Origin of the sequence: Bradyrhizobium sp. 142 (genome assembly GCF_023074015.1) — a bacterium.
Classification (GTDB): domain Bacteria; phylum Pseudomonadota; class Alphaproteobacteria; order Rhizobiales; family Xanthobacteraceae; genus Bradyrhizobium.
Window position 1 is genome coordinate 37,540 of the sequence record NZ_JADPKQ010000509.1, and the last position, 26,579, is coordinate 64,118.

Annotated in this window: 22 protein-coding genes and 1 pseudogene; 4 read left to right on the forward strand and 19 right to left on the reverse strand. The window is 64.7% G+C overall.

Translation table 11 applies throughout. The features are described from left to right. Positions 1-2: 2 nt before the first annotated feature. Entirely contained in the window at positions 3-1,226 is a 1,224-nt protein-coding gene (gene fabB / locus IVA82_RS45605; RefSeq protein ID WP_247384114.1) for a beta-ketoacyl-ACP synthase I, read from the forward strand. A gap of 136 nt (positions 1,227-1,362) precedes the next feature. Continuing rightward, positions 1,363-2,160 carry an enoyl-ACP reductase FabI gene (fabI, locus tag IVA82_RS45610; RefSeq protein ID WP_247384115.1) on the forward strand — a complete coding sequence of 266 codons (798 nt, stop codon included), beginning with the start codon at positions 1,363-1,365 and terminating at the stop codon, positions 2,158-2,160. Positions 2,161-2,271: 111 nt separating this feature from the next. Here the strand turns inward: fabI and IVA82_RS45615 are convergent. The 4 genes and pseudogenes from IVA82_RS45615 to IVA82_RS45630 form a co-directional block, all read right to left on the reverse strand. After that, positions 2,272-2,864, reverse strand: a pseudogene (locus IVA82_RS45615) (glutathione S-transferase family protein). Between the two features lie 43 nt (positions 2,865-2,907). Beyond that, positions 2,908-3,408 (reverse strand): hypothetical protein, encoded by a 501-nt coding sequence (locus IVA82_RS45620; protein ID WP_247384116.1) that lies wholly within the window; start codon positions 3,406-3,408, stop codon positions 2,908-2,910. A gap of 521 nt (positions 3,409-3,929) precedes the next feature. Continuing rightward, entirely contained in the window at positions 3,930-4,394 is a 465-nt protein-coding gene (locus tag IVA82_RS45625) for a GNAT family N-acetyltransferase (protein ID WP_247384117.1), read from the reverse strand. A gap of 7 nt (positions 4,395-4,401) precedes the next feature. Beyond that, a complete protein-coding gene (locus IVA82_RS45630) occupies positions 4,402-5,331 on the reverse strand; it encodes a hydrogen peroxide-inducible genes activator (protein ID WP_247384118.1) in 930 nt (309 codons plus the stop codon). A gap of 113 nt (positions 5,332-5,444) precedes the next feature. Between IVA82_RS45630 and katG the strand changes: the two genes are divergently transcribed. Further along, on the forward strand, positions 5,445-7,613 hold the full coding sequence (gene katG / locus IVA82_RS45635; RefSeq protein WP_247384120.1) for a catalase/peroxidase HPI: 2,169 nt from the start codon (positions 5,445-5,447) through the stop codon (positions 7,611-7,613). Positions 7,614-7,857: 244 nt separating this feature from the next. Here the strand turns inward: katG and pnp are convergent, their stop codons facing one another. The 8 genes from pnp to rimP form a co-directional block, all read right to left on the reverse strand. After that, positions 7,858-10,020 (reverse strand): polyribonucleotide nucleotidyltransferase, encoded by a 2,163-nt coding sequence (gene pnp / locus IVA82_RS45640; protein ID WP_247384121.1) that lies wholly within the window; start codon positions 10,018-10,020, stop codon positions 7,858-7,860. 379 nt (positions 10,021-10,399) lie between these two features. Then, a complete protein-coding gene (gene rpsO / locus IVA82_RS45645; RefSeq protein ID WP_148741028.1) occupies positions 10,400-10,669 on the reverse strand; it encodes a 30S ribosomal protein S15 in 270 nt (89 codons plus the stop codon). A 2-nt stretch (positions 10,670-10,671) separates the two neighbouring features. Next, complete coding sequence (gene truB / locus IVA82_RS45650) at positions 10,672-11,790, reverse strand: tRNA pseudouridine(55) synthase TruB (protein ID WP_247384123.1); 1,119 nt, start codon at positions 11,788-11,790, stop codon at positions 10,672-10,674. Beyond that, a complete protein-coding gene (gene rbfA, locus IVA82_RS45655; protein WP_247384124.1) occupies positions 11,787-12,221 on the reverse strand; it encodes a 30S ribosome-binding factor RbfA in 435 nt (144 codons plus the stop codon). The genes truB and rbfA overlap by 4 nt, the downstream gene beginning before the upstream one ends. A 158-nt stretch (positions 12,222-12,379) precedes the next feature. Beyond that, positions 12,380-15,067, reverse strand: coding sequence for a translation initiation factor IF-2 (infB, locus tag IVA82_RS45660; protein WP_247384125.1), 2,688 nt, complete (start codon positions 15,065-15,067; stop codon positions 12,380-12,382). A 72-nt stretch (positions 15,068-15,139) separates the two neighbouring features. Continuing rightward, positions 15,140-15,823, reverse strand: a complete 684-nt coding sequence (locus IVA82_RS45665) for an RNA-binding protein (protein WP_247384126.1) — start codon at positions 15,821-15,823, stop codon at positions 15,140-15,142. Positions 15,824-15,846: 23 nt separating this feature from the next. Then, positions 15,847-17,457 (reverse strand): transcription termination factor NusA, encoded by a 1,611-nt coding sequence (gene nusA, locus IVA82_RS45670; RefSeq protein WP_247384127.1) that lies wholly within the window; start codon positions 17,455-17,457, stop codon positions 15,847-15,849. 2 nt (positions 17,458-17,459) lie between these two features. Next, positions 17,460-18,218, reverse strand: coding sequence for a ribosome maturation factor RimP (rimP, locus tag IVA82_RS45675; RefSeq protein ID WP_247384128.1), 759 nt, complete (start codon positions 18,216-18,218; stop codon positions 17,460-17,462). Between the two features lie 381 nt (positions 18,219-18,599). Here rimP and IVA82_RS45680 point away from each other — a divergent pair, with 381 nt between their 5' ends. After that, a complete protein-coding gene (locus tag IVA82_RS45680; protein ID WP_247384129.1) occupies positions 18,600-19,682 on the forward strand; it encodes a DUF2336 domain-containing protein in 1,083 nt (360 codons plus the stop codon). On the opposite strand, the gene trmB is transcribed toward IVA82_RS45680, so the two are convergent. From trmB to IVA82_RS45715, 7 genes are all read right to left on the reverse strand, one after another. Then, complete coding sequence (trmB, locus tag IVA82_RS45685; protein WP_247384130.1) at positions 19,679-20,389, reverse strand: tRNA (guanosine(46)-N7)-methyltransferase TrmB; 711 nt, start codon at positions 20,387-20,389, stop codon at positions 19,679-19,681. The two genes, IVA82_RS45680 and trmB, sit on opposite strands and share 4 nt — an antisense overlap. Continuing rightward, positions 20,386-21,543 carry a M20 family metallopeptidase gene (locus IVA82_RS45690; protein ID WP_247384131.1) on the reverse strand — a complete coding sequence of 386 codons (1,158 nt, stop codon included), beginning with the start codon at positions 21,541-21,543 and terminating at the stop codon, positions 20,386-20,388. The genes trmB and IVA82_RS45690 overlap by 4 nt, the downstream gene beginning before the upstream one ends. 82 nt (positions 21,544-21,625) lie before the next feature. Continuing rightward, the gene (locus IVA82_RS45695; RefSeq protein WP_247384133.1) at positions 21,626-22,039 is read right to left on the reverse strand and encodes a helix-turn-helix transcriptional regulator; all 414 of its coding nucleotides are present in this window, start codon (positions 22,037-22,039) and stop codon (positions 21,626-21,628) included. Positions 22,040-22,261: 222 nt separating this feature from the next. Then, positions 22,262-23,875 carry an apolipoprotein N-acyltransferase gene (gene lnt / locus IVA82_RS45700; RefSeq protein WP_247384134.1) on the reverse strand — a complete coding sequence of 538 codons (1,614 nt, stop codon included), beginning with the start codon at positions 23,873-23,875 and terminating at the stop codon, positions 22,262-22,264. Beyond that, positions 23,872-24,990, reverse strand: a complete 1,119-nt coding sequence (locus tag IVA82_RS45705) for a hemolysin family protein (RefSeq protein ID WP_247384137.1) — start codon at positions 24,988-24,990, stop codon at positions 23,872-23,874. The genes lnt and IVA82_RS45705 overlap by 4 nt, the downstream gene beginning before the upstream one ends. Before the next feature lie 13 nt (positions 24,991-25,003). Then, positions 25,004-25,501 carry an rRNA maturation RNase YbeY gene (gene ybeY / locus IVA82_RS45710; RefSeq protein WP_247384139.1) on the reverse strand — a complete coding sequence of 166 codons (498 nt, stop codon included), beginning with the start codon at positions 25,499-25,501 and terminating at the stop codon, positions 25,004-25,006. Positions 25,502-25,560: 59 nt separating this feature from the next. Continuing rightward, on the reverse strand, positions 25,561-26,559 hold the full coding sequence (locus IVA82_RS45715) for a PhoH family protein (RefSeq protein WP_148741041.1): 999 nt from the start codon (positions 26,557-26,559) through the stop codon (positions 25,561-25,563). Between the last annotated feature and the right edge of the window lie 20 nt (positions 26,560-26,579).

Genomic DNA, 26,579 nt, shown 5'->3' on the forward strand with positions numbered 1-26,579 from the left:
TCATGAGGCGGGTTGTGGTCACCGGGATGGGCATTGTCTCTTCCATCGGAAACAACACCCAGGAAGTGCTTGCGAGCCTTCACGAGGCGAAGTCAGGCATCTCGCGGGCGGAGAAATACGCCGAGCTCGGCTTCCGCTCCCAGGTCCAGGGCGAGCCGACGCTCGATCCTTCGACGGTGGTCGACCGGCGCGCGATGCGCTTCCTCGGCCAAGGTGCGGCGTGGAATCACATTGCGATGGAGCAGGCGATCCAGGATTCCGGTCTCGGACCCGACGAAGTCTCCAACGTCCGCACCGGCATCATCATGGGCTCCGGTGGTCCGTCCGCCCGGACCATCGTCGAAGCCGCCGACCTCACCCGCACCAAGGGACCTAAGCGGGTCGGACCGTTTGCGGTGCCGAAGGCGATGTCGTCGACGGCGTCGGCGACGCTCGCGACCTGGTTCAAGATCAAGGGCGTGAACTACTCGATCTCCTCGGCTTGCGCGACGTCGAACCATTGCGTCGGCAACGCCTATGAGACGATCCAGATCGGCAAGCAGGACATCATCTTCGCCGGCGGCTGCGAAGAGCTCGACTGGTCGCTCTCGGTGCTGTTCGACGCGATGGGCGCGATGTCGTCGAAATACAATGACACCCCCGCCACCGCCTCGCGCCCCTACGACATCAACCGCGACGGCTTCGTCATCGCCGGCGGCGCCGGGGTGCTGGTGTTGGAAGAGCTCGAGCATGCCAAGGCGCGCGGCGCCCGCATCTACGGCGAGATCGTCGGCTACGGCGCGACGTCCGACGGCTACGACATGGTCGCGCCCTCCGGCGAAGGCGCCGAGCGCTGCATGCGCATGGCGATGTCGACGGTGAAGACCAAGGTCGACTACATCAATCCGCACGCCACCTCGACCCCAGCCGGCGATCCGCCAGAGATCGAAGCGCTCCGCAAGGTGTTCGGCATCGGCGAGAAGTGCCCGCCGATCTCGGCGACCAAGGCGCTGACCGGCCATTCGCTGGGCGCCACCGGCGTGCAGGAGGCGATCTATTCGCTGCTGATGATGAACAACGGCTTCATCTGCGAGAGCGCACACATCCAGGAGCTCGATCCCGTGTTCGCCGACATGCCGATCGTGCGCAAGCGCATCGACAACGTCAAGATCGGCACCGTGCTGTCGAACTCCTTCGGCTTCGGCGGCACCAACGCCACGCTGGTGTTCAGCCGGCTCGACGTGTGACGTTTTTATCGGTGACCAGTGATTGTTCGTCATGGCCGGGCTTGTCCCGGCCATCCACGTCTTAGCCCGAGGCTTCGGAAGAACGTGGATGCCCAGGACAAGCCCGGGCATGACGAAAAGCGGAGAATAGTAGGAGATGCAGGAATTAATGAAGGGCAAGCGCGGTCTGATCATGGGCATCGCCAATGATCATTCGATCGCCTGGGGCATGGCGAAGACGCTGCATGCCCATGGCGCCGAGCTTGCCTTCACCTTCCAGGGCGAGGCCCTGGGCAAGCGGGTCAAGCCGTTGGCGGAGCAGCTCGGCGTCGATCTGGTGCTGCCTTGCGACGTCGAGGACATCGCCAGCGTCGATGCCATGTTCGCTGCGTTGCGCGAAAAATGGGGGCAGCTCGACTTCGTCATCCATGCGATCGGCTTCGCCGACAAGAACGAGCTGAAGGGCCGCTATGCCGACACCAGCCGCGAGAATTTTTCGCGCACCATGGTGATCTCCTGCTTCTCGTTCACGGAAGTGGCCAAGCGCGCCGCCGAGCTGATGCCGCAGGGCGGCAGCATGATCACCTTGACCTTCGGCGCCTCTCAGCGCGCGATGCCGAACTACAACGTGATGGGCGTCGCCAAGGCGGCGCTGGAAGCCTCCGTGCGCTATCTCGCCGCGGATTTCGGACCGCGCGGCATCCGCGTCAACGCGATCTCCGCAGGCCCCATCCGCACGCTCGCCGGCTCCGGCATCGGCGAGGCGCGCGCGATGTTCGCGTTCCAGCAGAAGCACTCGCCGCTCCGTCGCGGCGTTACGCTCGACGAGCTCGGCGGCTCGGCGCTGTATCTGCTGTCGGATCTTTCCGGCGGCGTGACCGGCGAGATCCACTATGTCGATTCCGGCTACAACATTGTTTTGATGCCGAAACCGGAGGATCTGAAGTCGGAATAGACAGAGTCGGTAGGGTGGGCAAAGCAGCGCAAGCGACGTGCCCACCATCTCTCAACAATGGCGAGACGGTAGGTGGGCACGCTTCGCTTTGCCCATCCTACGACAATTGCGCTAGCCCGCCGCGATCTTCTCCGCGCGCTGGAATGCCGCCGCGCCATACAGCGGGCGAGATAGGCATCGAAGGCTGGGCGCGACGGCACCATCTTGAACAGGCGCACCGCGAAGTTGGGGCCCGAGCCGATCGCGATGTCGGCGGCGGAAAAGTCCTCGCCGAGAATCCCTGGTCCTTTGGCGAGCGCAGCTTCCAGCACGTCGAAGACCTGCGTCGCGCTGCCCCAGGCCGCGGTCGAGGTCGGCACTTCGACCTTGGTGAAGATCTGGATGATGGCGGGCTCGATACAGCCCGATGAGAAGAACAGCCATTGCAGATAGCGCGCGCGACGCGGGTCGGTCACAGCAGGGGCGAGCCTGGTCTCGGGATAGCGGTCGGCAATGTAGGCGCAGATCGCCGCACCCTCGCCAAGCGCGGCGTCGCCATCGGTGAGCGCCGGCACCTTGCCCATCGGATTGACCTTGAGGAAATCCGGCGCCTTCGCGCCGGTCGAAATGTCGGTCAGCACACGCTCATAGGGCAGGCCGCTTTCTTCCATCAGCCAGAGCGCAGTGAACGAGCGCGAGCGGGGCGACCAATAAAGCTTGATCATGGCGAGCGGACCTTTCCTCGGCGGGTGGCGGGCACCGGTCCATTCATCGAGCGTCTCCTTCGAATCCGCAACGCAATACGTCTAGGTCCAGATGATCCGAGCTTCTTCGGCGGCCTCGTCCGGAATCGATGCTCCAGCTCAGTCTTCCTTTGAGATAGCCCGGCAGGCCCCGGTCGAGCCTGTCTGCGACGAGTGCTCGCGTCCTCTCGCGGAGCGCCGCGTTGGCCGAAGCCGCCGCGGGCCGGTCAGGGAATAGAGAGTTGTCGAGCTTGGTCAGCGGGTCTTCGGACAGTCGCATGCTTGCGGCGAAGTTCGCGCCGAAATTCACAAAGGGGCGCTTGATCTCCTCGTAGCTCCGGCCGTCAATCAGCGTGATCGCAACATTGGCGAAAAGGTGGGAGTGCCGGAGCAGGCCGCCGAGCCCCTGATTGTAGGTGCCGATGCCATTCAGCGTCATATGCGTGTTCGGCAACTCCGCCTTGAACGTGGTTGCAACAAGATAGCGATCGCAATTCGCATTCGCGGTGAAGCTGCGCACGATCACCGGCAGACGCTCTCCGGGATCTCGGATGAGGATCGTTTTCGGATTATAGAAGGGCTCGAAATGCCCTTGGGATAGGCGATCCTGCGCACTGCGGGATCGTTGTTCGTTGCCGCGCGCACCCGCGCAAAGACAAGGTCATCGAGGCTCCAGTCGACTGCAACCTCGCTTGCCTCATTCTCGAAGATCGTAAGACCAAATTTCTGTACGGAGTAATGGTCTCCGATCACCGGGATCACGCCAAGCCGGCAAGGGCCGCTCTCCACCGCGATCGGTTGCTTCGCAACCGGTTTGGCCTCGGCGCCGACTTCTTGGCAACCGGTTTCGCCGGTGCAGCTTGAGCGGATGGCGGGGCGGTCGAGGAAGGGGTTTGCGCGGCTGCCGGAGTGAGAAAGGACAGCAGGACGAGCACCGAGGCAGCAGATCGAATCATGGATTCCAGGGATCAGAGGCAAGAGGTCATCGGACACACCACACTAGGTTGGGATCGTGACAACCGCAAGCTGCAGTCGGAAAATCGCTGTCTATCCGGTTGGCCGCTGCCGCTTCCACCGATAATATTTCATCACAAACCCGTTCGAGGGTTCGACCTCTTCCTTCACGAACACAAAGCCCTCGCGCTCGTACCAGCGCCAGGCTTTTTCGTTTTCGCGCACGCAGCGCAGATAAATTTCATCCGGCATTTGCGCGCGCGTGAAGGCGAGCAATTGGCGGCCGAGCGATTGACCCTGATAGGCGGGCGCGACGAAAAGCATGTCGAGATAGAGCTTTGGTAGATGCAGCGCCAGCATGGCGGCAATCGTGCCGGCGTCGTCGGCGACGAACAGGCTCCAGCCGTCCTCGATCTCGCGACGGATGCGCGCGCGCAGGTTCGCGAGCAGGAAGTCGCTCGCTTCAGCGAGCCCGGTCGAGACCCAGCTCTCCATCCAGACGCGGGCGATCTCATCATATTCGTCCGCGCGGGCGAGGCGGATAACGGGATGTGACATCGCGAGCTCAAGCCCTCTGGCTACGCAGGGATTGCGGTAGGCGCTCCTTGCCGGCCGAGAGGCACACCACCTCGGAGATTTGCAGGAGCTGTCGCGCCAACGGGCTGGTCTTGCGCCACACCATGCCGATGGTGCGCGAGGGCTGCGGGTCGCGGAAGCGCGCGAGCGAGACCGAGGCCGATCGCGTCTCCACCGGCACGGCCATCTCCGGAATCAGCGTAACGCCGATGCCGGCGCTGACCATCTGCACCAGCGTCGACAGTGAATTCGCATCTAGCATCTCCCGTGGCGGCGCCGATTGCATATTGCAGAACGAGAGCGCCTGATCGCGGAAGCAGTGCCCTTCCTCGAGCAGCAACAGCCGCATCTCGCGCATCATCTCGCGCGACGGCACCGGCGTTCCCTCGTCCGCGCCCGGCCGGACCAGCAGGAACTTCTCATCAAACAGTGCGACCTCGGTGAGAGAGGGCTCGGACACCGGCAGCGCGACGATGGCGGTGTCGAGCCGGCCTTCCACCAGTTCCTGGATCAGCCGCGGCGTCATTGTCTCGCGCACGCGGATGTCGAGTTCGGGATGCATCCGCGTCAGATTCTTGGTGATCTTGGGCAGGAGATAGGGCGCGATCGTCGGGATCATGCCGATGCGCAGGCGCCCTGCGAACCGGTCCTGCGAGGCGCGCGCGAAATCGCCGAGTTCATCGACCGAGCGCAGGATGTCGCGGACGCGCGGCGCGAGCTCTTCGCCGAACCGGGTCAGCGCGACCTGCCGGGCACTGCGCTCCAGCAGCAGGCCGCCGAGCGCCTCCTCGAGCTCCTTGATCTGCATCGACAGGGCCGGCTGCGAGATGGAGCAGGCCTCCGCCGCGCGGCCGAAATGGTTGTGGCGCGCCAGCGCATCGAAATACCGGAGCTGGCGCATCGTTACGTTGACGACCATCAGAAAATCCTATCGCAGCGATCATTAAAGTCAACTTCCCCTGATGGAATGTGGAGCTTAGAGTGTTTCCATCTGGTCAAAGGCGCGAGTTCGACGCCCCAGAGGAGGTATTCATGGACGACACTTCAAAATGCCCGTTTACGGGCGGAAAACCCGCGCCGACGAACCGCGACTGGTGGCCGACCCAGCTCAGCATCGACATGCTGCATAGGAATTCTGGCCTGTCCGATCCGATGGGCAAGGAATTCGACTATGCCAAGGAATTCAAGACGCTCGACCTGAACGCGGTCATCAAGGACCTGACCGCTCTGATGACGGAGTCGCAGGAGTGGTGGCCGGCCGATTTTGGCCATTACGGCGGTCTGATGATCCGCATGGCCTGGCACAGCGCCGGCACCTACCGCATCACCGACGGCCGCGGTGGCGCCGGTGCGGGTCAGCAGCGCTTCGCGCCGCTCAACAGCTGGCCCGACAACGCTAACCTGGACAAGGCGCGCCGGCTGCTGTGGCCGATCAAGCAGAAATATGGCCGCAAGCTCTCCTGGGCCGATCTGATGGTCCTCGCCGGCAACGTCGCGCTGGAGTCGATGGGCTTCAAGACCTTCGGTTTCGCCGGCGGCCGCGCCGATGTGTGGGAGCCGGAAGAGCTTTATTGGGGTCCGGAAGGCACGTGGCTCGGCGATGAGCGCTACAGCGGCGAACGCCAGCTCGCAGAGCCGCTGGGCGCCGTGCAGATGGGCCTGATCTACGTCAATCCGGAAGGCCCGAACGGCAAGCCGGATCCGATCGCGGCGGCAAAGGACATCCGCGAGACCTTCTTCCGCATGGCAATGAACGACGAGGAAACCGTCGCGCTGATCGCCGGCGGCCACAGCTTCGGCAAGACCCATGGCGCGGGCGATCCGTCGCTGGTCGGACCGGAGCCGGAAGCGGGGGCGCTCGAGGATCAGGGCCTCGGCTGGAAGAGCAAGCACGCTTCGGGCCTGGCGGGTGACGCCATCACCAGTGGCCTCGAAGTGACGTGGACGACGACGCCGACGAAGTGGAGCAACAACTTCCTCGAGAACCTGTTCAAGTACGAATGGGAGCTGACCAAGAGCCCGGGGGGCGCGCACCAGTGGACGGCCAAGGGCGCGGAGGCAATCATTCCGGATGCCTTCGACAAGTCCAAGAAGCATCGGCCGACAATGCTGACCACCGATCTCTCGCTGCGCTTCGATCCGATCTATGAGAAGATCTCGCGGCGCTTCCTGGAGCATCCCGATCAGCTTGCGGACGCTTTCGCCCGCGCCTGGTTCAAGCTCACCCATCGCGACATGGGACCGATCGCACGCTATCTCGGCCCGCTGGTGCCGAAGGAGACGCTGATCTGGCAGGATCCGATCCCGGCCGTGAATCACGAATTGGCCAGCGATCAGGACATCGCCGCGCTGAAGACGAAGATCCTGGCCTCGGGCCTCTCGGTGCCGGAGCTGGTGTCGACGGCCTGGGCATCGGCCTCGACGTTCCGCGGCTCCGACAAGCGCGGCGGCGCCAACGGCGCGCGTATCCGGCTTGCACCGCAGAAGGACTGGGAGGTCAACCAGCCGGCTCAGCTCTCGAAGGTTTTGGGCAAGCTCGAAGCGATCCAGAAGGAGTTTAACGCTTCGGCCGGCGCGAAGAAGATCTCGCTTGCCGACCTGATCGTCCTCGGCGGCACCGCCGCGGTCGAGAAGGCCGCGAAGGACGCCGGCGTCGAGGTGAAGGTCGCGTTCACGCCGGGCCGCATGGATGCCTCGCAGGAGCAGACTGACGCAGCTTCCTTTGCGCCGCTGGAGCCGCGGGCCGATGGTTTCCGCAACTACATCGGCAAGCGGCAGCAGTTCATGATGCCCGAAGAGGCCCTGATCGATCGCGCGCAACTCCTGAGGCTCACCGGGCCTGAGCTGACCGTGCTCGTCGGCGGCCTGCGCGTGCTCGGTGCCAATACGGACGGTTCGAAGCATGGCGTGTTCACCTCGAAGGTGGGAACGCTGAGCAACGACTTCTTCGTCAACCTGCTCGGCATGAGCACGCAATGGATGCCGGCCGGCACTGACGGCACCTACGAGGCACGCGACCGCAAGACCAACGCGGTCAAGTGGACCGGCACGCGCGTCGACCTGATCTTCGGCTCGCACTCGCAGCTTCGTGCCTATGCCGAGGTCTATGCCACGTCCGACTCCAAGGAGCAGTTCGTGAAGGACTTCGCCAGGGCCTGGACCAAGGTGATGAACCTCGACCGGTTCGACCTCGCCGCCTGAGCTTAACGGCCTTGCTTCACCTCTCCCGCTTGCGGGAGAGGTCGACGCGCTCTGGGCGATGCGAAGCATCGTCCCGCACGCGCCGGGTGAGGGCTCTCTCCTCGTTGGGAGTCTCTCTGCGGAAACACCCTTACCCCAGCCCTCTCCCGCAAGCGGGAGAGGGAGCGAAGCACTCCCGGAGCGAACACAAACAAAAAGGGCGGCCTTTCGGCCGCCCTTCGTGTTTCTGATGGAGTGGAGCGATTTACTCGCCCGCCGCTTCGCGCGGAGCCTGCTGACCTTCGGCGGCCTTTTCCTTGGCCTCGAGGTCTTCGCCGGTGGTCTGGTCGACCACCTTCATCGACAGCCGGGTCTTGCCGCGGTCGTCAAAGCCGAGCAGCTTGACCTTGACCTTGTCGCCTTCCTTGACGACGTCGGAGGTCTTCTGCACGCGCGCCGAAGCGAGCTGGCTGATGTGAACGAGGCCGTCCTTGGAGCCGAAGAAGTTCACGAAGGCGCCGAACTCCATCACCTTGACGACGGTGCCTTCGTAGATCTGGCCGACTTCCGGCTCGGACGCGATCGACTTGATCCACTTGATCGCGGCCTTCATCGCCTCGCCGTCGCTGGAGGCGACCTTCACGGTGCCATCGTCCTCGATGTTGACCTTGGCGCCGGTCTTCTCGACGATCTCGCGGATCACCTTGCCGCCGGTGCCGATCACTTCGCGGATCTTGTCGGTCGGAATCTTGAAGGTCTCGATGCGCGGCGCATATTCGCCGAGCTCGGCGCGCGCGTTGGTGAGCGCCTTCGACATTTCGCCGAGGATGTGGATACGCCCATCCTTGGCCTGGCCGAGCGCGACCTTCATGATCTCCTCGGTGATGCCCTCGATCTTGATGTCCATCTGGAGCGAGGTGATGCCCTGCTCGGTGCCGGCCACCTTGAAGTCCATGTCGCCGAGATGGTCCTCGTCACCGAGGATGTCCGAGAGAACCGCGAAGCGCTTGTCTTCGAGGATCAGGCCCATCGCGATGCCCGCCGTCGGACGCTTCAACGGCACGCCGGCGTCCATCAACGCGAGCGAGGCGCCGCAGACCGAAGCCATCGACGAGGAGCCGTTGGATTCGGTGATCTCGGAGACCACGCGGATCGTGTAGGGGAACTCGTGATGCGGCGGCAGCACCGGGTGGATCGCGCGCCAGGCGAGCTTGCCATGGCCGATCTCGCGGCGCTTGGTGCCGCCGAGGCGACCGGTCTCGCCGACCGAGTAGGGAGGGAAGTTGTAGTGCAGCAGGAACGTCTCTTTGTACGTTCCCGACAGCGCGTCGATGTACTGCTCGTCCTCGCCGGTGCCCAGCGTGGTCACGACCATCGCCTGGGTCTCGCCGCGGGTGAACAGCGCCGAGCCGTGGGCGCGGGGCAGCACGCCGACTTCGGCGACGATGTTGCGCACCGTCTTGGAGTCGCGGCCGTCGATGCGCTTGCCGGTGTCGAGGATGTTCCAGCGAACGATCTTGGCTTCGAGCTCCTTGAACACGCCGCCGATGCGCAGCTTGTCGTATTTCGGCTCCTGCCCTTCAGGGAAATAATGGGCGATCACCTTTTCCTTGACCTTGCCGACCGCAGCGTAGCGATCCTGCTTGACCGGAATGGCGTAGGCGGCGCGCAGTTCCTGCTCGACGAGGCCGAGCATTTCCTTTTCGAGCGCCGAATTGTCGATCGTGGTGACCTCGCGCGGCTCCTTCGCGGCCTTCTCGGCGAGCTCGATGATCGCGTTGATCACCGGCTGGAAGTGACGGTGACCGAACATCACCGCGCCGAGCATGATGTCTTCGTTCAGCTCCTTGGCTTCCGATTCCACCATCAGCACCGCGTCGGCGGTGCCGGCGACGACCAGGTCGAGCTGGGTGTCGACCATCTCGTCGAGGGTCGGGTTGAGCACGTATTCGTCATTGACGAAGCCGACGCGCGCTGCGCCGATAGGACCCTTGAAGGGGGCGCCCGACAGGGTCAGCGCCGCCGACGAGGCCACCAGCGCCACGATATCGGGATCGTTTTCCATGTCGTGCGACAGCACGGTGACGATCACCTGGGTCTCGTTGCGCCAGCCGTCGACGAACAGCGGGCGGATCGGACGGTCGATCAGACGGGAGACCAGCGTCTCCTTCTCGGTCGGACGGCCCTCGCGCTTGAAATAGCCGCCGGGAATGCGGCCCGCAGCGTAGGTCTTTTCCTGGTAGTCGACGGTCAGCGGCAGGAAGTCGACGCCTTCGCGCGGCGATTTCGCCGCGACGACGGTGGCGAGCACCACGGTCTCGCCATAGGTGGCGACGACGGCGCCGTCGGCCTGGCGTGCGATCTTGCCGGTTTCGAGCTTGAGAGGGCGTCCGCCCCAGTCGATCTCGACTGAATGCTTATTGAACATAGAGGTCTTCTTTCATGGGTTCTCGAAAGAAGGGACGGCCCCGAAAAACAAAAACCATGCGCAAGATTGCGGGACGCTGATCGGAGCGGGCGATCAGCGTCCTGCGATCCTGCCATGGTTTTTGGAATTCGGATGGCGTCCATCCCTTCGGGTCATACGGGCGCCTTGCCCGTTGTGCCCAGCCGCCGGATTGCTGCTGGACTGTCAGTCGGCACGAACGCGAATACCAAACCGCGGTCTTCGCCGGTCATACCCCGGATGCGAATCATCATTGGCTCGCACCCGACGCGCACGCAGCCTCGATCAAAAACCTTTAAACAAGCGCTTTCGTTCGAAACCACGCGTGAAAACGCGCGCCGTTTGGCGCGCGCAGGAACACTTAACGACGAATGTTGTGCTTCTCGAGCAGCGCCTTGTAGCGCGCCTCGTCCCGCTTCTTCACATAGTCGAGGAGCGAGCGGCGCGTCGAGACCAGCTTCAAGAGGCCGCGACGCGAATGGTTGTCCTTCACGTGGGTCTTGAAATGGCTCGTGAGGTTGTTGATGCGTTCCGAAAGGATCGCGACCTGAACCTCGGGCGAGCCGGTGTCGCCGGCCTTGGTGGCATTCGTCTTGATGACTTCCGCTTTGCGTTCTGCGGCAATCGACATCGTCAATTTCTCTCGTTGCGACCGGAGCTGGCAGTCAGGCCGGTCAGGTTGAACACACGCTTGGGGATGATTTCGCCATTGCCAACTTCAGCAAGCGCGAGAAGCCGGCCTGCCACCGTGACATAGACTGTGCCGCTACAATTGGGCGCATCCCGTCCGCGCAACAAAACGGCTTGGCCCCGGTGGAGCCTTGCCGCATCAGCCCGAGTGACGGCCAGTGCCGGGATGTCGTCCAGCGCGGTCTCAACGGGCATAAGCGCGTCGGCGAGGCTACCCTCGCCGGACGCGGCTCTATCGCACAAAGCCTCCAACTGATCCAGCGGAATCATGTCGTTCTCGCCGAATGGGCCGACCAGGGTCCGCCGCAGCGCGCAGATATGGCCATAAGTGCCGAGAATCCGGCCCATATCGCGGGCCAGCGCGCGGACATAGGTGCCTTTGCCGCACTCGGCCTCGAACGTGGACCTGCCGATATCTGGTTGATCCACAAGGGATAAATGGTGAATCTCGACCGGGCGGGGGGCCAGCTCGACGATCTCGCCGTCGCGGGCGAGGTCATAGGCGCGCTCGCCCTGGACCTTGATCGCGGAATAGCGCGGCGGGACCTGCTCGATCACCCCGGTGAAGCGGGGCAGCAGGGCCTCGATGGCCTCCCGGGTCGGGCGCTGGTCGGAGGTGTGGGTGACCCGGCCCTCGATGTCGTCGGTGTCGCGCTCCTCGCCCCAGCATACGGTGAAGCGATAGCGCTTGCGGCCGTCCATCACGAAGGGGACCGTCTTGGTGGCTTCCCCAAGCGCAATCGGCAGGCCGCCGGAGGCCAGCGGATCGAGGGTGCCGGCATGGCCGGCGCGCTTGGCCTGGAACAGGCGCTTGAGCACGGCAACGGCCTGCGTCGAGGTCATGCCGATCGGCTTGTCCAGCACGACCCAGCCGTGGACATCGCGCCGGTCGCGGCGCGGTTGATTGCCCTTCTGCTTGCCCGCGCGAGGATCGTTGTTGACGCGGCGCGGCTCCTGATGCGGCTGGGTATCGCCGCCCACGTCCGCGAAATTATTTTTCTGCACGTCGCGCGTATCGGGCTCTTCGCCGCCGATCGTGCCGTGAGCCGGGTCCATCATCATCGTTCTTCTTCCCGATCCGAGTCCGGATCCTGTTCCAGGTCCTTCTGCACCGCAGGCGTTCGCAAAAGCTTCTCGATCCGTTCCGCTTCGTCGAATCGTTCGTCGACGCGGAAGCGAAGGTCAGGTGCAAATTTCAGGTTAACGCGCCGCGCAACCTCGCCGCGCAGGAATTTCTTGTTGCGTTCGAGCGCTGCGATGACGATCCCGGTGTCGCGGCCACCGAGCGGCATCACGTAGACCGTGGCGAGCTTCAGGTCGGGCGACATCCGCACCTCCGGCACGGTGATGATGTGGCCTTCGAGGTCCGCATCATGCACGCTGCCTTGCGCCAGAATATCGGCTATCGCGTGGCGAACCTGCTCGCCGACGCGCAACTGACGCTGCGAGCCTCCGCCTGGCGCGGAACTTCTCTTCTGATGGTGGCGGGGCATTGTTCGAAAATCACCTCGTCATGTCCGCGTTTGCGACACGGGCATTGTCATTTGTCCGGTTGGAAACGAATGAGGCGCGGATGGCCGGAATAAATCCGGCCATCGCGTTCTCGCAATTTCAGCTCAAAAAGATCCGGGCGCTTCGGTAAGATTTGGACTTACAGGGAGCGCTGGATCGTCTCCACGCGGTAACACTCGATCACGTCACCGGCGCGCATATCGTGGTAGTTCTCGAAGGCCATGCCGCATTCCTGGCCGGACTGGACTTCCTTCACTTCGTCCTTGAAGCGCTTCAGCGTCGACAGCTTGCCCTCGTGCACGACGACGTTGTCGCGGATCAGGCGCACATTGGCGCCGCGTTCCACGGTGCCGTCGGTGACGCGGCAGCCGGCGACCTTGCCGACCTTGGAGATGTTGAAGATCTCCAGGATGGAGGCATTGCCGAGCATGGTTTCGCGCAATGTCGGCGCGAGCAGGCCGCTCATCGCCTTCTTCACGTCGTCCACGAGGTCGTAGATGATGTTGTAGTAGCGGATCTCGATGCCGTTGCGCTTGGCGGCCGCGGCGGCCTCCTTGTTGGCACGGACCGAGAAGCCGATGATCGCGGCGTTGAAGCCTTCCGCGAGCGTCACGTCGGATTCCGAGATGCCGCCGACGCCGGCATGCAGGATGCGGGCGGCGACTTCGTCGGTGCCAAGCTTCTCCAGCGAGCCGAGGATCGCTTCCAGCGAGCCCTGCACGTCGGCCTTGATGATCAGCGGGAATTCCTTGCGGCCCGCGGTCTTCAGCTGCGACATCATCTGCTCGAGCGAGCCGCGCATGCCGGAGATCGAGGCAGCCGCATTCTCGCGCTTTTGGTGCGCGCGATAGCTGGTGACCTGGCGGGCGCGGGCTTCGTTCTCGACCACCGCGAGACGATCGCCGGCTTCCGGCGGACCGTTGAAGCCGAGCACCTCGACCGGCACCGACGGACCTGCTTCGTGCACCGTCTCGCCCTGATCCGAGATCAGCGCGCGGACGCGGCCCATCTCGGCGCCGGCGACGATGATGTCGCCGACGCGAAGCGTGCCGCGCTGGACCAGCACGGTCGCGACCGGGCCGCGGCCGCGATCGAGCTTGGCCTCGATCACGGTGCCTTCGGCCGGGCGCTCCGAATTGGTCTTCAGGTCGAGGATGTCGGCCTGCAGCGCGATCATTTCGAGCAGCTTGTCGAGATTGGTCTTGTTCTTGGCCGACACCTCGACGTCGACGACATCGCCGCCGAAGGATTCGACCTGAACCTCGTGCTGGAGCAGCTCGGTGCGCACGCGCTCGGCCTTCGCATCGGGCTTGTCGATCTTGTTGATGGCAACGATGATCGGCACCCGCGCCGCCTTGGCGTGGTTGATGGCTTCGACCGTCTGCGGCATCACGCCGTCATCGGCCGCAACCACCAGCACGACGATGTCGGTGACCTTGGCGCCGCGTGCGCGCATCGCTGTGAACGCGGCGTGGCCGGGCGTGTCGATGAAGGTGATCTTCTTGCCGCTTTCCGGCGACAGCACCTGATAGGCGCCGATATGCTGGGTGATGCCGCCGGCCTCGCCGGAGACCACATTGGCGTGACGGAGCGCGTCGAGCAGCGAGGTCTTGCCGTGGTCGACGTGGCCCATCACGGTCACCACCGGCGAGCGCGGCTCGGTGTCGTTGGAATCGTCGATGGCATCGAACAGGCCTTCTTCGACGTCGGATGCCGCCACGCGCTTGACCGTATGGCCGAGTTCCTCGGCGATGAGCTGCGCTGTGTCGGCATCGATCACGTCGGTGATCTTGTGCATCGCGCCCTGCTTCATCAGCATGCGGATGACATCGACCGCGCGCTCGGACATGCGGTTGGCGAGTTCCTGGATGGCGATCGCTTCCGGAATCACCACCTCGCGGACCAGCTTTTCCTTCGGCTCGTTCGAGACGTGACCTTTCAGGCGCTGGGTGCGGCGGCGGAACGACGCGATCGAGCGCTCGCGCACGTCGCCGGCGCTGAGCGCGGTGACGAGCGTCAGGCGGCCGCGCTCCTTCTGCGGACCCGGCTTGTGGGTGGTCTTGGGGGCTGCCACGGGACGCATGGCGCCGCCGGGACCGCGACGGATCTGGCGCGGACCATCATCCTCGTCCGGCCCGGCTGCAACGCCGGGGGCGCGACCCGGCGCACCGGCCGGCCGCTGAGCGGTCGTCGTGGCCGGTCGGGCTGTGGTCGTCGCAGGTCGCGACGTGGTCGGTGCGGAGCGCGGTGCGCTGGTGGCCGGCGCGGCTGTCGCAGCGCGCGCGGCAGACGGAGACTGCTCGCCCTCGCCAAAACGCTTCTTGGCCTCGGTCTCGGCCTTGCGCTTGGCCTCTTCTTCGTGGCGGTGACGTTCTTCCTCGGCCTTGCGGCGGGCTTCGGCGGCGTCGCGCTCGACGCGCTCGGCGCTTTCGCGGATGGCGCGGCGCTGGGCTTCCTCTTCGGCCTGGCGACGCTCCTCGACCTCACGCACCTTGGCATCGGCGAGCGCGCTGGCACGCGCCGAACGCTCGTCCTCGGTCAGGGTCCGCAACACCACGCCGGAACCGGCGTTGCGCGGCGGAGCAGCTTTCGGCACGGGACGCGGCGCTGCAGCGGGCGCGGCCGGTGCCGGCTTCGCAACCTCGGCTGCCTGCGGCTCTGGGCCGTCGCCGATCCGGCGCTTGCCGCGCTTTTCGACCACGACCTGCTTGCTGCGGCCGTGGCTGAAGCTCTGGCGCACGGTGCCCGTTTCGACGCGCGGCTTGAGCGATAGCGTCTTGCTCGGAACGCTCAGCTTCTTGTCGCCAGGGGTCTTGGTATCAACCATTCAGCAGTCCTAATCCTGATCTTTGTTAACGTTGTGCGTTGCCGCACCGTCCTATCGGGTGGTCGTTGTCTCTCAGAAATCCTGGCCGCGCTTTTCGGCCGTCTTGTCATCGTCCGCCATCCGGTATCGGACCAGCATCTGGCTACGTGACAGGAATGACCGGCTCGCCGGGCCCGCGAGCAGCGCAGCATGTATCACATTTGACCGGGTAAGTGCCAAATCCAATTCTATCGATTTCAGCGCGGTGATGACGGGAATCTGCGGCTTGGTACCGCGATTTCCGGCATTTTGACGCGCCAGCGTGTCCAATTTGCGGATTCCGTCCGCGGCCCCGTCGCTGGCGTGGATCAGGACCTCGACCGTGCCTTCCCGCAGGGCGCTCTCGACCTTGCCGAAACCGGCTACGATCTGGCCCGCCTTGGCGGCGATCCCAAGGGCTTCCATCACGCTCCGAACCAGGAGCGCCTCGATGTCGGCGGGAAGCGTCTGAGGCGTTCGAAGCTCGCGCTTGAAGGCCTTGCTAAATTGGTGACGACGGACGGCTTCCGCAACCGTCTGCCGCGAGGCCGATAGCCACATGCCGCGCCCGGGCAGCTTGCGCTTGAGATCGGGAACTATCTGCCCTTCCGGCGAGACGACGAAGCGGATCAGCTCGTCGATCGGCTTGACCTCGCGGCTGACCGCGCACATCCGCATGGTCGCGGACCTTTCGGTCCGCGGGCCATTGTCGAGATCGTGGTCATTGTCCGCGAGCATCCGGTCGACATCTCCTGCCGCCCTTAAGCCGGCTGATCTTCGGTCGCCTCAGCCTCTTCGGCCGGCTTGGCGAGGTCGGCTTCGGTGATCCAGCCGGCCTTGACGCGGGCCTGCATGATCATGGCTTCCGCATCGTCGCGGGAGACGTCGAGGCCTTCGAGCGCGCCGGCGAATTTGGTCTGCTCGCCGCCTTCCTTGCGCTCGGTCCAGCCGACCAGGTCGTCGGTGGCGCAGCCGGCGAGGTCGTCGACGGTCTTGATGTCGTTCTCGCCGAACTTCACCAGCATCTTCGAGGTCACGCCGGGCACGTCCTTGACGGCGTCCTCGACGCCGAGTTCCTTGCGCCGGGCCTCGAGCTCGGCTTCTTGCTGATCGAGATATTCGCGAGCACGGTTCTGGAGCTCCTGTGCGGTCTCCTCGTCGAAGCCCTCGATGCCGGCGAGCTCCTTGATGTCCACCATGGCGAGTTCCTCGACCGAGGTGAAGCCTTCGGACGCCAGCAGCTGGCCGACAACCTCGTCGACGTTGAGCGATTCCATGAAGACGCGGGTGGAATTTTCGAAGTCGGCCTGACGGCGCTCCGATTCCTCCTGCTCGGTCAGGATGTCGATGTCCCAGCCGGTCAGCTGCGAGGCGAGACGGACGTTCTGGCCGCGGCGGCCGATCGCCAGCGAAAGCTGGTTGTTGGTGTCGGGCACCACGACCTCGATGCGCTCGCGGTCCTCATCGATGACGACCTTGGAGACTTCGGCCGGCGCCAGCGCGTTGACCACGAAGGTCGCAATGTCGGGCGACCAGGGAATGATGTCGATCTTCTCGCCCTGCAATTCATTCACCACCGCCTGCACGCGCGAGCCGCGCATGCCGACGCAGGCGCCGACCGGATCGACCGAGGAATCGCGGGAAATCACGCCAATTTTCGCGCGCGAGCCGGGATCGCGAGCGACCGCCTTGATCTCGACGATGCCGTCGTAGATTTCCGGCACCTCCTGCGCGAACAGCTTGGCCATGAACTGCGGATGCGTGCGGGAGAGGAAGATCTGCGGGCCGCGGGTCTCGCGGCGGACGTCGAAGATATAGGCGCGGACGCGGTCGCCGTTGCGGAACACCTCGCGCGGCAGCATCTCGTCGCGGCGGATGATGGCTTCGCCGCGGCCGAGATCGACGATCACGCTGCCATATTCGACGCGCTTGACGACACCGTTGACGATGTCGCCGATGCGGTCCTTGAACTCCTGATATTGCCGGTCACGCTCGGCCTCGCGCACCTTCTGCACGATGACCTGCTTGGCCGATTGCGCGGCGATACGGCCATATTCCAGCGGCGGCAGGGTGTCGGCGATGGTGTCGCCGACCTGGGCGCCGGGATTGGCGCGCTGCGCGTCCGCCAGCGAGATCTGGTTGGAATGGTTTTCGACCTTGTCGACCACCAGCATATGGCGCGACAGCCGTAGCTCGCCCTTCTTCGGGTCGATCTCGGCATGAACGTCAGTTTCGCTGCCATAGCGTGCCCGCGCCGCCTTGGCGATGGCATCTTCCATCGCCGCGATGACGATGCCGCGGTCGATCGATTTCTCGCGCGCAACGGCGTCGGCGATCTGGAGCAGTTCAAGTCGATTGGCACTGACTGCCATGGCTAGTCTCCTTCGTCAGGCTCGATCTCGCCGCGCCGCGCACGTTCGGCAGCAAGGCGATGTTTCTTCGTATTGGTCGGGGCCGGCTTCTTCTTCTCCGGCCTGGTGTTCTTGGTGGTCTTCTCGCTGATGCTGGCGTGCGGGGCAGCCGGCGGCTCCAGGCCGAGATTGCGTCGCATTTCGCGAACTGCGGCCTTGCCGCGGCGCATGGATTCCGCGATCAGCGCATCGGTCAGCACCAGCCGCGCCTCGCCGATATCCTCCATCACCAGGAGAACCTCGGCCTCGTCGTTACCCTTAACGTCGTCGCGCTTGAGCCGCACGCGGTCGCCCTCGACGCCTGCGAGCGTGCCGCGGAACCGCTTCCGCCCCTCATGGGCGGTCGCCATCTCGACCTTGACCAGGTGACCCGTATACCGCTCGAAATCGGAGCGACGCACCAGCGGCCGGTCGATTCCCGGCGAGGAAATCTCCAGGCGGTAGGCGCGCTCGATGGGATCGGCGACGTCGAGCGCCGGCGACAGCGCCCGCGAGATCGCCTCGCAATCCTCGATCTGCATGGTGCCGTCCGGCCGCTCGGCCATGATCTGCACGGTGCAGCCGGCCTCACCTGAAATGCGAATCCGCACCAGCCGGTAGCCCATGCCCTCGAGCACGGGACCCGCGACCGCAGACACCCGCGCCGCCACGCCCGGCTCGACCACGAGCCGCGGCTCGGCCAGCAATTCGGCATCCGTGGAACCAGGGTTCGGCTCGGTCATATCCAGGGTCAAGGCGCTCGATGGTTAAGGCTTGGTTACGATTTCAGAGCCTGCTTCGGAACTCTCTGTCCCGACAGGTGGTCGGCCGTGCATCTTCTGCCAAGCCGCCTTCAGGTAATAAACCTTCAGGTAATAAAAAAGAGCGGGTCCTTTCGGGCCCACTCTCACTACGCGGATCGTATGAGAAGATGAAGTTGGGCTGGATATAGCGCTTTCCACCCACACGGACAAGGCCCATTGCAGCTGCGAACGGGCTTTTTGCGCCCGGGTCTGCGGCCGCTCGCGCAACGCTTCCTTCATCAAGGGGGCCTAAATTCCCTGATTGTGGGGCGGCTTGAGCCTATGGCGCGCCCACGGCGTGCCAGATTCGAGTAGCGTTCCATGACCGTTGCCACGTCGCTCATTCCAGGACTGGACGATATCGTCAAACGCGGCGATCCGAGACGCCGTGGCGAGGTGGCGCGTGCCATCTCCGAATTGTTCTTTCACGACGCAGCAAACCTCCGTCCCGACCTCGTCGACCTCTTCGACAATCTCCTCATCGATCTCGTCCCGCACGCCGAGCTTGCCTCGCGCGTCGATCTCGCCGAGCGCTTCTCGCACCTGAACAACGCGCCACCCCACCTCGTGCGCCAGCTCGCGCGCGAAAACGAGATCATGGTGGCCGGGCCCGTGCTGCGCCGCTCGCCCGTGCTCGATGACGCCGCGCTGGTCGAGATCGCGCGGCTGAAGGGACAGGGCCATCTGCTCGCCATGACCGAGCGGCCGACATTGTCGGCCGACATCACCGACGTGCTGGTCGAGCGCGGCGATCGCGACGTGGTGCGCCGTGCCGCCGGCAATGCCGGCGCGGCGTTCTCGTCCGGCGGCTATTCGGAATTGATCAAGCGCGCGGCGCAGGACGGCGTGCTGACGCTCAAGATCGGCCAGCGCGAGGATCTATCCGGCGCGCATCTGAAGGAGCTGCTGAACGGCACGCTCGACGTAATCCGCCGCCGCCTCTCCATCGTGGTCAAACCGGCGCGCCAGGTCGAGATCAAGCGCGCGATGGCTTCAATCGAGGAAGCCACGCAGCCGCCCGGGCCGCGGCGCGATTATTCGGCGGCGCAGCGCACGGTGCTCGGCCTGCATCGCGGCGGTCATCTCGGCGAAAGCGCGCTATTTGGATTCGCCAAAGCGCACAAATACGAGGAGGCGATCGCCTCGCTCTCGGCGATGTCGGGCGTCAGGATCTCGATCCTCGACCGTCTGATCGCGGGCGACCGCTACGATCCGATTCTGATCGTGGGGCGGATGTTGAACCTGGGCTGGCCCACGGTGCGCGCGCTCATCCTGCTGTGGTACGGGCCGCATCGCACCCCGGCCGATGCCGACATCGAGGCGGCGCGCATGAATTTCACGCGCCTGATGCCGGCGACCGCCGAGCGCGTCGTGACTTTCTGGCGCAACCGGCAGACGATCTAGACCCTGCGAAACCGCAGATACGCAGCCTTGCGTCCCTCGCGCGCGGCTTTGCGGCCGTAACGCGTCATGGTGTAGCCGGCCCAGGGCTGCCGGAAATCGTCGGCGCGCTCCGCGAGCCATTGGAAATCCGGCGAGCGTGAAAGATGCGACAGCGTCCAGGCGCAGTAGTCGTCGATGTCGCAGACGAAGCGGAATTCGCCGCCCGCCTTCAGCACGCGGGCCATCGCTGCGATCGTCCTGTCCTGAACGAAGCGCCGCTTCCAGTGCCGCCGCTTCGGCCAGGGATCGGGATGGATCAGGTCGATCCGCGACAGCGAGGCTTGCGGCAGCCACGCCAGCAGCTCGGCAGCATCGCCTGCGAACAGGCGGATATTGCCGATGTTGCCGGCCTCGATCTGCGCTAGGATCTTCGCCATGCCGTTGACATAGGGCTCGCAGCCGATGAAGCCGGTTGCAGGATAGCTCTGCGCCTCCGCCGCAAGGTGCTCGCCGCCGCCGAAGCCGATCTCGAGTCGCACGTCATCCGTCGTGGGGACGAAGATCTCGCCGGCATTCGCCGGCGCTTCACTTGCGATGTCGAGCGCGAGACGCGGCAGCAGATGATCGACCAGCTCGGCCTGGTGCTGCCTGAGCTTGTGGCCCTTGCGGCGTCCGAAGAAGGCGCGCTCGCTGTCGTCGCGCTCGGGATCTGATTTGCGCTCGGTCATTGCAGCGTCTGATACAGGCGATAGAGCAGCCGCGCGCGCGGTTCGAGCGAGGAAACATAAAGCTGCTCATAATGAGTGTGCGCGCCCTTGCCGTCGACGCCGAGCCCGTCGAGCGTGCCGGTGTTGGCCGCCGTGAAATTGCCGTCCGATCCGCCGCCGGTGTGGGTATCGACCAGGTCGAAGCCGATCTCCGCGGCCAGCGTCCTTGCATGCTCGTACAGCGCTGCGCCGGAATTGCTCTTCTCATAGGGCGGACGATTGAGCTCGCCCGTGACCTTGACGGTGACGCCTTCGGTTTTCGATTTCAATCCAAGAATCCTACCGACGAGCTCTTCCGCGTCCTTGAGGCTCGGCACGCGCAGATCGATCTCGGCATAGGCCTCTTCCGGCGTGACGTTGGGCCGCGTGCCGCCGCGCACCACGCCGACATTGACGGTGACGCCGCGTTTCAGATCGTTCATGCCCTCCAGCGCCTGGATGACGTTGGCGAGCTCGCGGACGGCGCTGCGGCCGTCCTCGGGCCGCGTCCCGGCATGGGCGGGCACGCCTTTGATGAACGCCTGGAATCGTCCGACGCCCTTGCGTCCGGTGACGATCTTGCCGCCGTCGCGCGCCGGCTCCGTGACCAGCACGTATTTGGCCTTGCGTCCTTCCGTCTCGATCAGCGCACGCGAGGTGCGGCTGCCGATCTCTTCGTCGGACGTGAACACATGCGTGATGCCGAGCGGCGAATCGTCGGCCGTGGCGCAAAGCGCGCGAAAGGCGTGATAGGCGATGTAGGCGCCGCCCTTCATGTCGTAGATGCCGGGACCGAACGCGCTGTTGCCTTCGACCTTGAAAGGAAGGCGTTCGATGAATCCCATGGGATGGACGGTATCGAGGTGGCTCAGCACCAGGACACCTGGCCGGTCCTGGCCCCAGGTCGAGCGTGCCACGAGATGATCGCCGCAGCCATCGACGCCGGCGACGCGTTCGAGCGTGACGGGCAGATCGCGATATTGCTCTGCGACTATTGAGACCAGCTTGTTGACTTGTTCAGGCACTTCCGTCGGCGTCTCGATCTCCACCCAGCGGCGGATGCCATCGAGAATAGTTTGGGAATCGAACAAATTGGAGCTCGCCATGGAAGCATCTAGGCCTTTGAATCGGATCATCGGAGAGGACGCACACCACGGCACGCCTGCAGACGACATAGGCCAGATTTGACGCCGCCTCAAACCGGATCGAGGTGACGTGTCAGCGCTTGTCGGGGCCTTCGCGGGCGGCGATCTGTTCGACGAGATCGACGATGGAGCGGCGCAGCTTCGAATCGGTGATTCGGGTGAACGCCTTGGTCAGAGCGAGCCCTTCGGAAGTCGCGAGAAAGTCGGAGACGTAGGAGGGCGAGGCGCCTTCTGCAAAGCCGTCCGGCCCGGCTATGCCGCTCGGGCCGCCCTCGAACAGGAACGACACCGGCACCTGGAGAATCTCGGCGATCTGCTGGATGCGGCTCGCACCGACGCGGTTGGTGCCTTTCTCGTACTTCTGGACCTGCTGGAAAGTCAGGCCCAAAGCTTCACCGAGCTTTTCCTGGCTCATGCCCAACATGATGCGGCGCATGCGCACGCGACTGCCGACATATTTGTCAACAGGGTTGGGCGCTTTCGACATTTCCTCAGCCCTCCAAAGACCACCGTCGGCGCAATAGGAAGTATTGCCTCAGGTGACAGCGACGTCAAAACTTCACCCTGATTGGGGAAACATTGCGGAGAAATTTAGCAATGCACCGCTGTCTTGCGCGGCCGATCCAGAATGGGGAGCCCGGCTGCAGTCTGTCAACCGTGAGACTACGGTTGTCAAAGGTTTCCGGGCGCTTCGGCAGTGACGGCGTGATCAGGGGTACCGTTTGGCAACACGTCGCCGTACCGCCAGAATCACAGCCAATGCGACGAGCACGGCCGCGGGTGCGTCACCAACCTTTGCATAGATCGTCGGCGGGATTGCGGCGGGCAGGTTTGCATCCAAAATGCCTTCGATTCCGAGGCCGAGGCTTGCGATCGTTCGCCCCACCGGATCGATCACTGCCGATACGCCGGTATTGGCGGAGCGGACCAGCGGCAAGCCAAGCTCGATCGCGCGCATGCGCGATTGCTCCAGATGCTGGTAAGGACCGGTCGAAATGCCGAACCAGCCGTCATTGGTGAGGTTCACGATCCAGCCCGGGCGCTCGTTGGGCGCCGCGACTTCGCCGGGAAAAATCGCCTCGTAGCAGATCAGTGGCAGCGCCGGCGGCGCACCCGGCACCGGCAACGCATGCCGCACGGTGCCCGGAATGAAGCCGCCGCGCACCCGCGTGAGTTGCTCGAAGCCGAACTTCTCCATCAGATCCTGGAAAGGAAGATATTCTCCGAACGGCACCAAATGCAGCTTGTCGTAGATGGCGAGCACGCTGCCATCGTGGTCGATCACGTAGATTGAATTATAGGCACGCGTGATCGGCTTGCCCGGCGGCAGGTCAGGGGCACGGACGGATCCGGTGATCAACACAGTGCCTTTCGGCACCAGCTCGGTGATTTGCGCCATCGCGTCGGCCTCGCGGGTCAGAAAGAACGGAAACGCGGATTCCGGCCAGATCAGGATGGTGGCGTCGCGCACGCCGGTCGATTGCGGTCCGGAAGCGCGGTCCGACAGCGCGAGGTATTTCTTCATCACCTCCGCCTTTGCGGCGTAGTTGAATTTTGCGTTCTGCTGGAGGTTCGGCTGCATCAGACGCAGCTTGGCGCCCGCGACCATCGTGGTCGGATGCAGCGACAGGCGGATCGCGCCGAAGATCCCCATGACGATCAGCAGCGCGACCGCAGCGGCCGGCGCGCTCCACGACAGGCGGCGATCCCACGCGCGGTCGATCAGCACCGCGGGGCTTGCGAAGATCGCGACTGTGAGGAAGGTCATGCCCCACAGGCCGATCAGCGACGCCGTCTGCGCCAGCGGCAGCGGCTCCGACAGCGCATAACCGAAAGCGTTCCAGGGAAAGCCGCTCAGCGCGTGGCCGCGCAGCCATTCGCTGATGGTGAGGCTCGCTGCCAGCGCAAGCACGCGCGTGGCGTCCTTGCTCCAGAGTAGGCGGGCCAGGGCAAACCCGATTCCCGTGAAGACGGCGAGATAGGCCGGCAGGCCGAGCACGGCGAACGGTGTCAGCCAGGCAAAGACGTCGGCCTCGACGAAGAAGGCGTAGCCGATCCAGTAGAGGCCGGGCACGAAATAGCCGAGCCCGAACCAGTAGCCGGTCAGCGCCGCTGCGGGGACGCCGCCGAGCCGGCCGGCGCCGGCGCCGTCGATCAGCCAGACCAGCACCGGGGTGGTGACGAACAGCACCGGCCAGGCGTTGAATGGCGCCAGCGCGAGAACGGATAGCGCGCCGGCTGACATCGCAACCACGGCGCGCTTCCATCCCCAGGTCAAGATGATGGCGAGGGCGATCTGACGAAGCCGCTGGAAGGGGCTCACCGGGAACCGGACCCGTCGGCAGGCGGCGGATTGGGCGTGTCGCCGGAAGGCGTTTGTCCGCTCTCCGGCGCGGACTCGCGGCGGCGGCTCTCGCGCTGAGTGCGGGGCGCGGGACGCTCCTTCCGTGTCGAGATGCGCAGCCGCTTGACGCGGCGCGGATCGGCATCGAGGACCTCGACCTCGTAATTGCCCGGACCCGAGATCACCTCGCCGCGCACCGGCAGGCGGCCGACGAAGCTGACGAGATAGCCGCCCAGCGTCTCCACTTCCTCGCCGGCCTCGCCGGTGACGAAGTCCTCGCCTATCACCGAACGGACATCGTCGAGGCTGGCGCGGGCGTCTGCGATGAAGGCGTTGTCGGGCAGGCGCACGATCGAGGGCGGCTCGTCGCTGTCATGCTCGTCGTCGATCTCGCCGACGATCTGCTCGACGATGTCCTCGAGCGAAACCAGACCGTCGCTGCCGCCATATTCATCGACCACCAGCGCCAGGTGAATGCGCGTGGCCTGCATTTGCGCGAGCAGGTCGATCGCCCGCATCGACGGCGGCACATAAAGCAGCTTGCGGATGATCCGCGCATCCTCAAGAGGCAGCGCGAGATCGACGGCGCGCAGGTCGAGCCCGGCCGGCAGCGGCTTCTTGCGCTTGGCCTTGGTGACTGGCGGCACGCGCGCGCGCGCCGTCATGAAGGCGAGCAGGTCGCGGATATGGACGATGCCGACGGGATCGTCGAGCGTCTCGTTGTAGACCACGAGGCGCGAATGGCCGGCGCTCTCGAAACGATCCATCAATTCGCCGAGCGGGATGTCGCGCTTCACCGCGATGATGTCGGCGCGATGCACCATGACGTCGGCGATGCGGCGCTCATGCAGGCTGAGAATGTTGCGCAGCATGGTCCGTTCGACGGTGGAGAACCCGGTGTCGTCGGGCGTCGTGGCGTTGAGCACGACCTGGAGATCGTCGCGCACCGATCCCGCCTTCCAGCCGAACAGCGCGCGGATGGCGCGCAGCAGCCAGCTTTCCGCGGTCGGGCGCATCACCTCGCCGGGCGTCACGACGACGGGCAGGTTGCGCGTGTTGCGCGGGTTGTCGTGGGTCGGGTCGGAATCCGGCATCTCAATCCATCCGTCAGCGGTCGGCATAGGGGTCGGGGATGCCGAGATGAGCCAGGATCTGGGTTTCGAGCGCTTCCATCTCCTCCGCGTCGTCGTCATTCTCGTGGTCGTAGCCGACCAGATGCAGGAATCCATGCACGGCCAGATGGCTCAAATGGTGGTCGAACGGCTTCTGCTCCTCGTCCGCCTCGCGCCGCATGGTCTCGTATGCGATGGCGATGTCGCCGAGCATGCGCGGCGCATCGCCCTGCTTCCGCGCGCCCTCCGGCTGGAGCGCCGGAAACGACAGCACGTTGGTCGGCTTGTCGAGGCCGCGCCAGTTGCTGTTGAGCGTGCGGATGCCGGCATCGTCGGTCAGCATGACAGCCACTTCGGCCTCGGCGACGTCTTCGTCGACCGATTCGGCGGCGGCCGCAACCGCGCGCTGAATCACGGTCTCGGCGTCAGGCTCGCTCTGCCAGCAATCGGCGACGACGAGGACCTCGGTCATGGGAAGGTTGGGATGTAACATGGCTTTGTTCGGAACGAAGGGCGCTGTGTTCGCGCCCGCATGGTCCGGCTGTTGTCCCGTCAGGATCTGTTGCCGATGGGCGGCCGCTGCGGCTGCCCTTCGTACGCCGAGACGATCCGCGCCACGAGCTCATGGCGAATCACGTCCTCGGCAGTGAAATGAACTTGCGAAATGCCCTCGACGCCGCCCAGCAGCCGGGTCGCTTCCGCGAGGCCCGAGGTCTGCCCGTTGGGCAGGTCGATTTGCGAGGGGTCGCCGGTCACGATCATGCGGCTGTTCTCGCCGAGACGGGTCAGGAACATCTTCATCTGCATCGAGGTGGTGTTCTGCGCCTCGTCCAGGATGATGGCGGCATTGGTGAGCGTGCGGCCACGCATGAAGGCGAGCGGTGCGATTTCGATCTCGCCGGTCTGGAGCGCGCGCTCGACGATGCGCGCGTCCATAAGGTCGTAGAGCGCGTCGTAGATCGGGCGCAGATAGGGATCGACCTTCTCGCGGAGGTCGCCGGGCAGGAAGCCGAGCCGCTCGCCGGCCTCGACCGCCGGGCGCGACAGGATGATCTTGTCGACCTCCTTGCGCTCGAACAGCTGTGCGGCATGCGCAACTGCGAGCCAGGTCTTGCCGGTGCCGGCGGGGCCGACGCCGAACACCAGCTCGTGGCGCTTCAGCGCGCGGATGTAGGAATCCTGCGCGGCGGTGCGCGCCCGCACCGGGCGCTTGCGCAAATTGATGCTCTCGAAGGTCGATTTGGCCGATTTGGCGTCGAACTCGAACAGCGAGCCTTGCGCGATCACGGAGCGAATCGCGCCTTCGACTTCGCCCTGGTCGAGATCCTGTCCCTTCACCGCCTGGGCGTAGAGCATTTCCAGCACGCGGCGGGCGGCATCGCAGCCGTCGCGCGTGCCGCCGATGGTGATGTGGTTGCCCTTGGAATCCACGACGACGCCGAGCCGCCGCTCGATTTGCGCGAGGTTCTGGCCGTAGGGGCCGACGAGTGCGGACGCGGCGCGGTTGTCGTCGAAATCGATGACGACCTGGGTTTCCGGCGGTACCTGCATGTCGCGGTCAAATTTGCGGT

Coding starts and splice junctions, on each gene's coding strand:
- fabB (WP_247384114.1), top strand. CDS start 3: ATGAGGCGGGTTGTGGTCACCGGGATGGGCATTGTCTCTTCCATCGGA.
- IVA82_RS45715 (WP_148741041.1), bottom strand. CDS start 26,559: ATGCAGGTACCGCCGGAAACCCAGGTCGTCATCGATTTCGACGACAAC.
- trmB (WP_247384130.1), bottom strand. CDS start 20,389: ATGACCGAGCGCAAATCAGATCCCGAGCGCGACGACAGCGAGCGCGCC.
- IVA82_RS45680 (WP_247384129.1), top strand. CDS start 18,600: ATGACCGTTGCCACGTCGCTCATTCCAGGACTGGACGATATCGTCAAA.
- ybeY (WP_247384139.1), bottom strand. CDS start 25,501: ATGTTACATCCCAACCTTCCCATGACCGAGGTCCTCGTCGTCGCCGAT.
- IVA82_RS45695 (WP_247384133.1), bottom strand. CDS start 22,039: ATGTCGAAAGCGCCCAACCCTGTTGACAAATATGTCGGCAGTCGCGTG.
- nusA (WP_247384127.1), bottom strand. CDS start 17,457: ATGGCAGTCAGTGCCAATCGACTTGAACTGCTCCAGATCGCCGACGCC.
- rbfA (WP_247384124.1), bottom strand. CDS start 12,221: ATGCCCCGCCACCATCAGAAGAGAAGTTCCGCGCCAGGCGGAGGCTCG.
- infB (WP_247384125.1), bottom strand. CDS start 15,067: ATGGTTGATACCAAGACCCCTGGCGACAAGAAGCTGAGCGTTCCGAGC.
- rimP (WP_247384128.1), bottom strand. CDS start 18,218: ATGACCGAGCCGAACCCTGGTTCCACGGATGCCGAATTGCTGGCCGAG.
- IVA82_RS45630 (WP_247384118.1), bottom strand. CDS start 5,331: ATGGTCGTCAACGTAACGATGCGCCAGCTCCGGTATTTCGATGCGCTG.
- rpsO (WP_148741028.1), bottom strand. CDS start 10,669: ATGTCGATTGCCGCAGAACGCAAAGCGGAAGTCATCAAGACGAATGCC.
- IVA82_RS45665 (WP_247384126.1), bottom strand. CDS start 15,823: ATGCTCGCGGACAATGACCACGATCTCGACAATGGCCCGCGGACCGAA.
- pnp (WP_247384121.1), bottom strand. CDS start 10,020: ATGTTCAATAAGCATTCAGTCGAGATCGACTGGGGCGGACGCCCTCTC.
- IVA82_RS45705 (WP_247384137.1), bottom strand. CDS start 24,990: ATGCCGGATTCCGACCCGACCCACGACAACCCGCGCAACACGCGCAAC.
- fabI (WP_247384115.1), top strand. CDS start 1,363: ATGCAGGAATTAATGAAGGGCAAGCGCGGTCTGATCATGGGCATCGCC.
- truB (WP_247384123.1), bottom strand. CDS start 11,790: ATGATGATGGACCCGGCTCACGGCACGATCGGCGGCGAAGAGCCCGAT.
- katG (WP_247384120.1), top strand. CDS start 5,445: ATGGACGACACTTCAAAATGCCCGTTTACGGGCGGAAAACCCGCGCCG.
- IVA82_RS45625 (WP_247384117.1), bottom strand. CDS start 4,394: ATGTCACATCCCGTTATCCGCCTCGCCCGCGCGGACGAATATGATGAG.
- IVA82_RS45690 (WP_247384131.1), bottom strand. CDS start 21,543: ATGATCCGATTCAAAGGCCTAGATGCTTCCATGGCGAGCTCCAATTTG.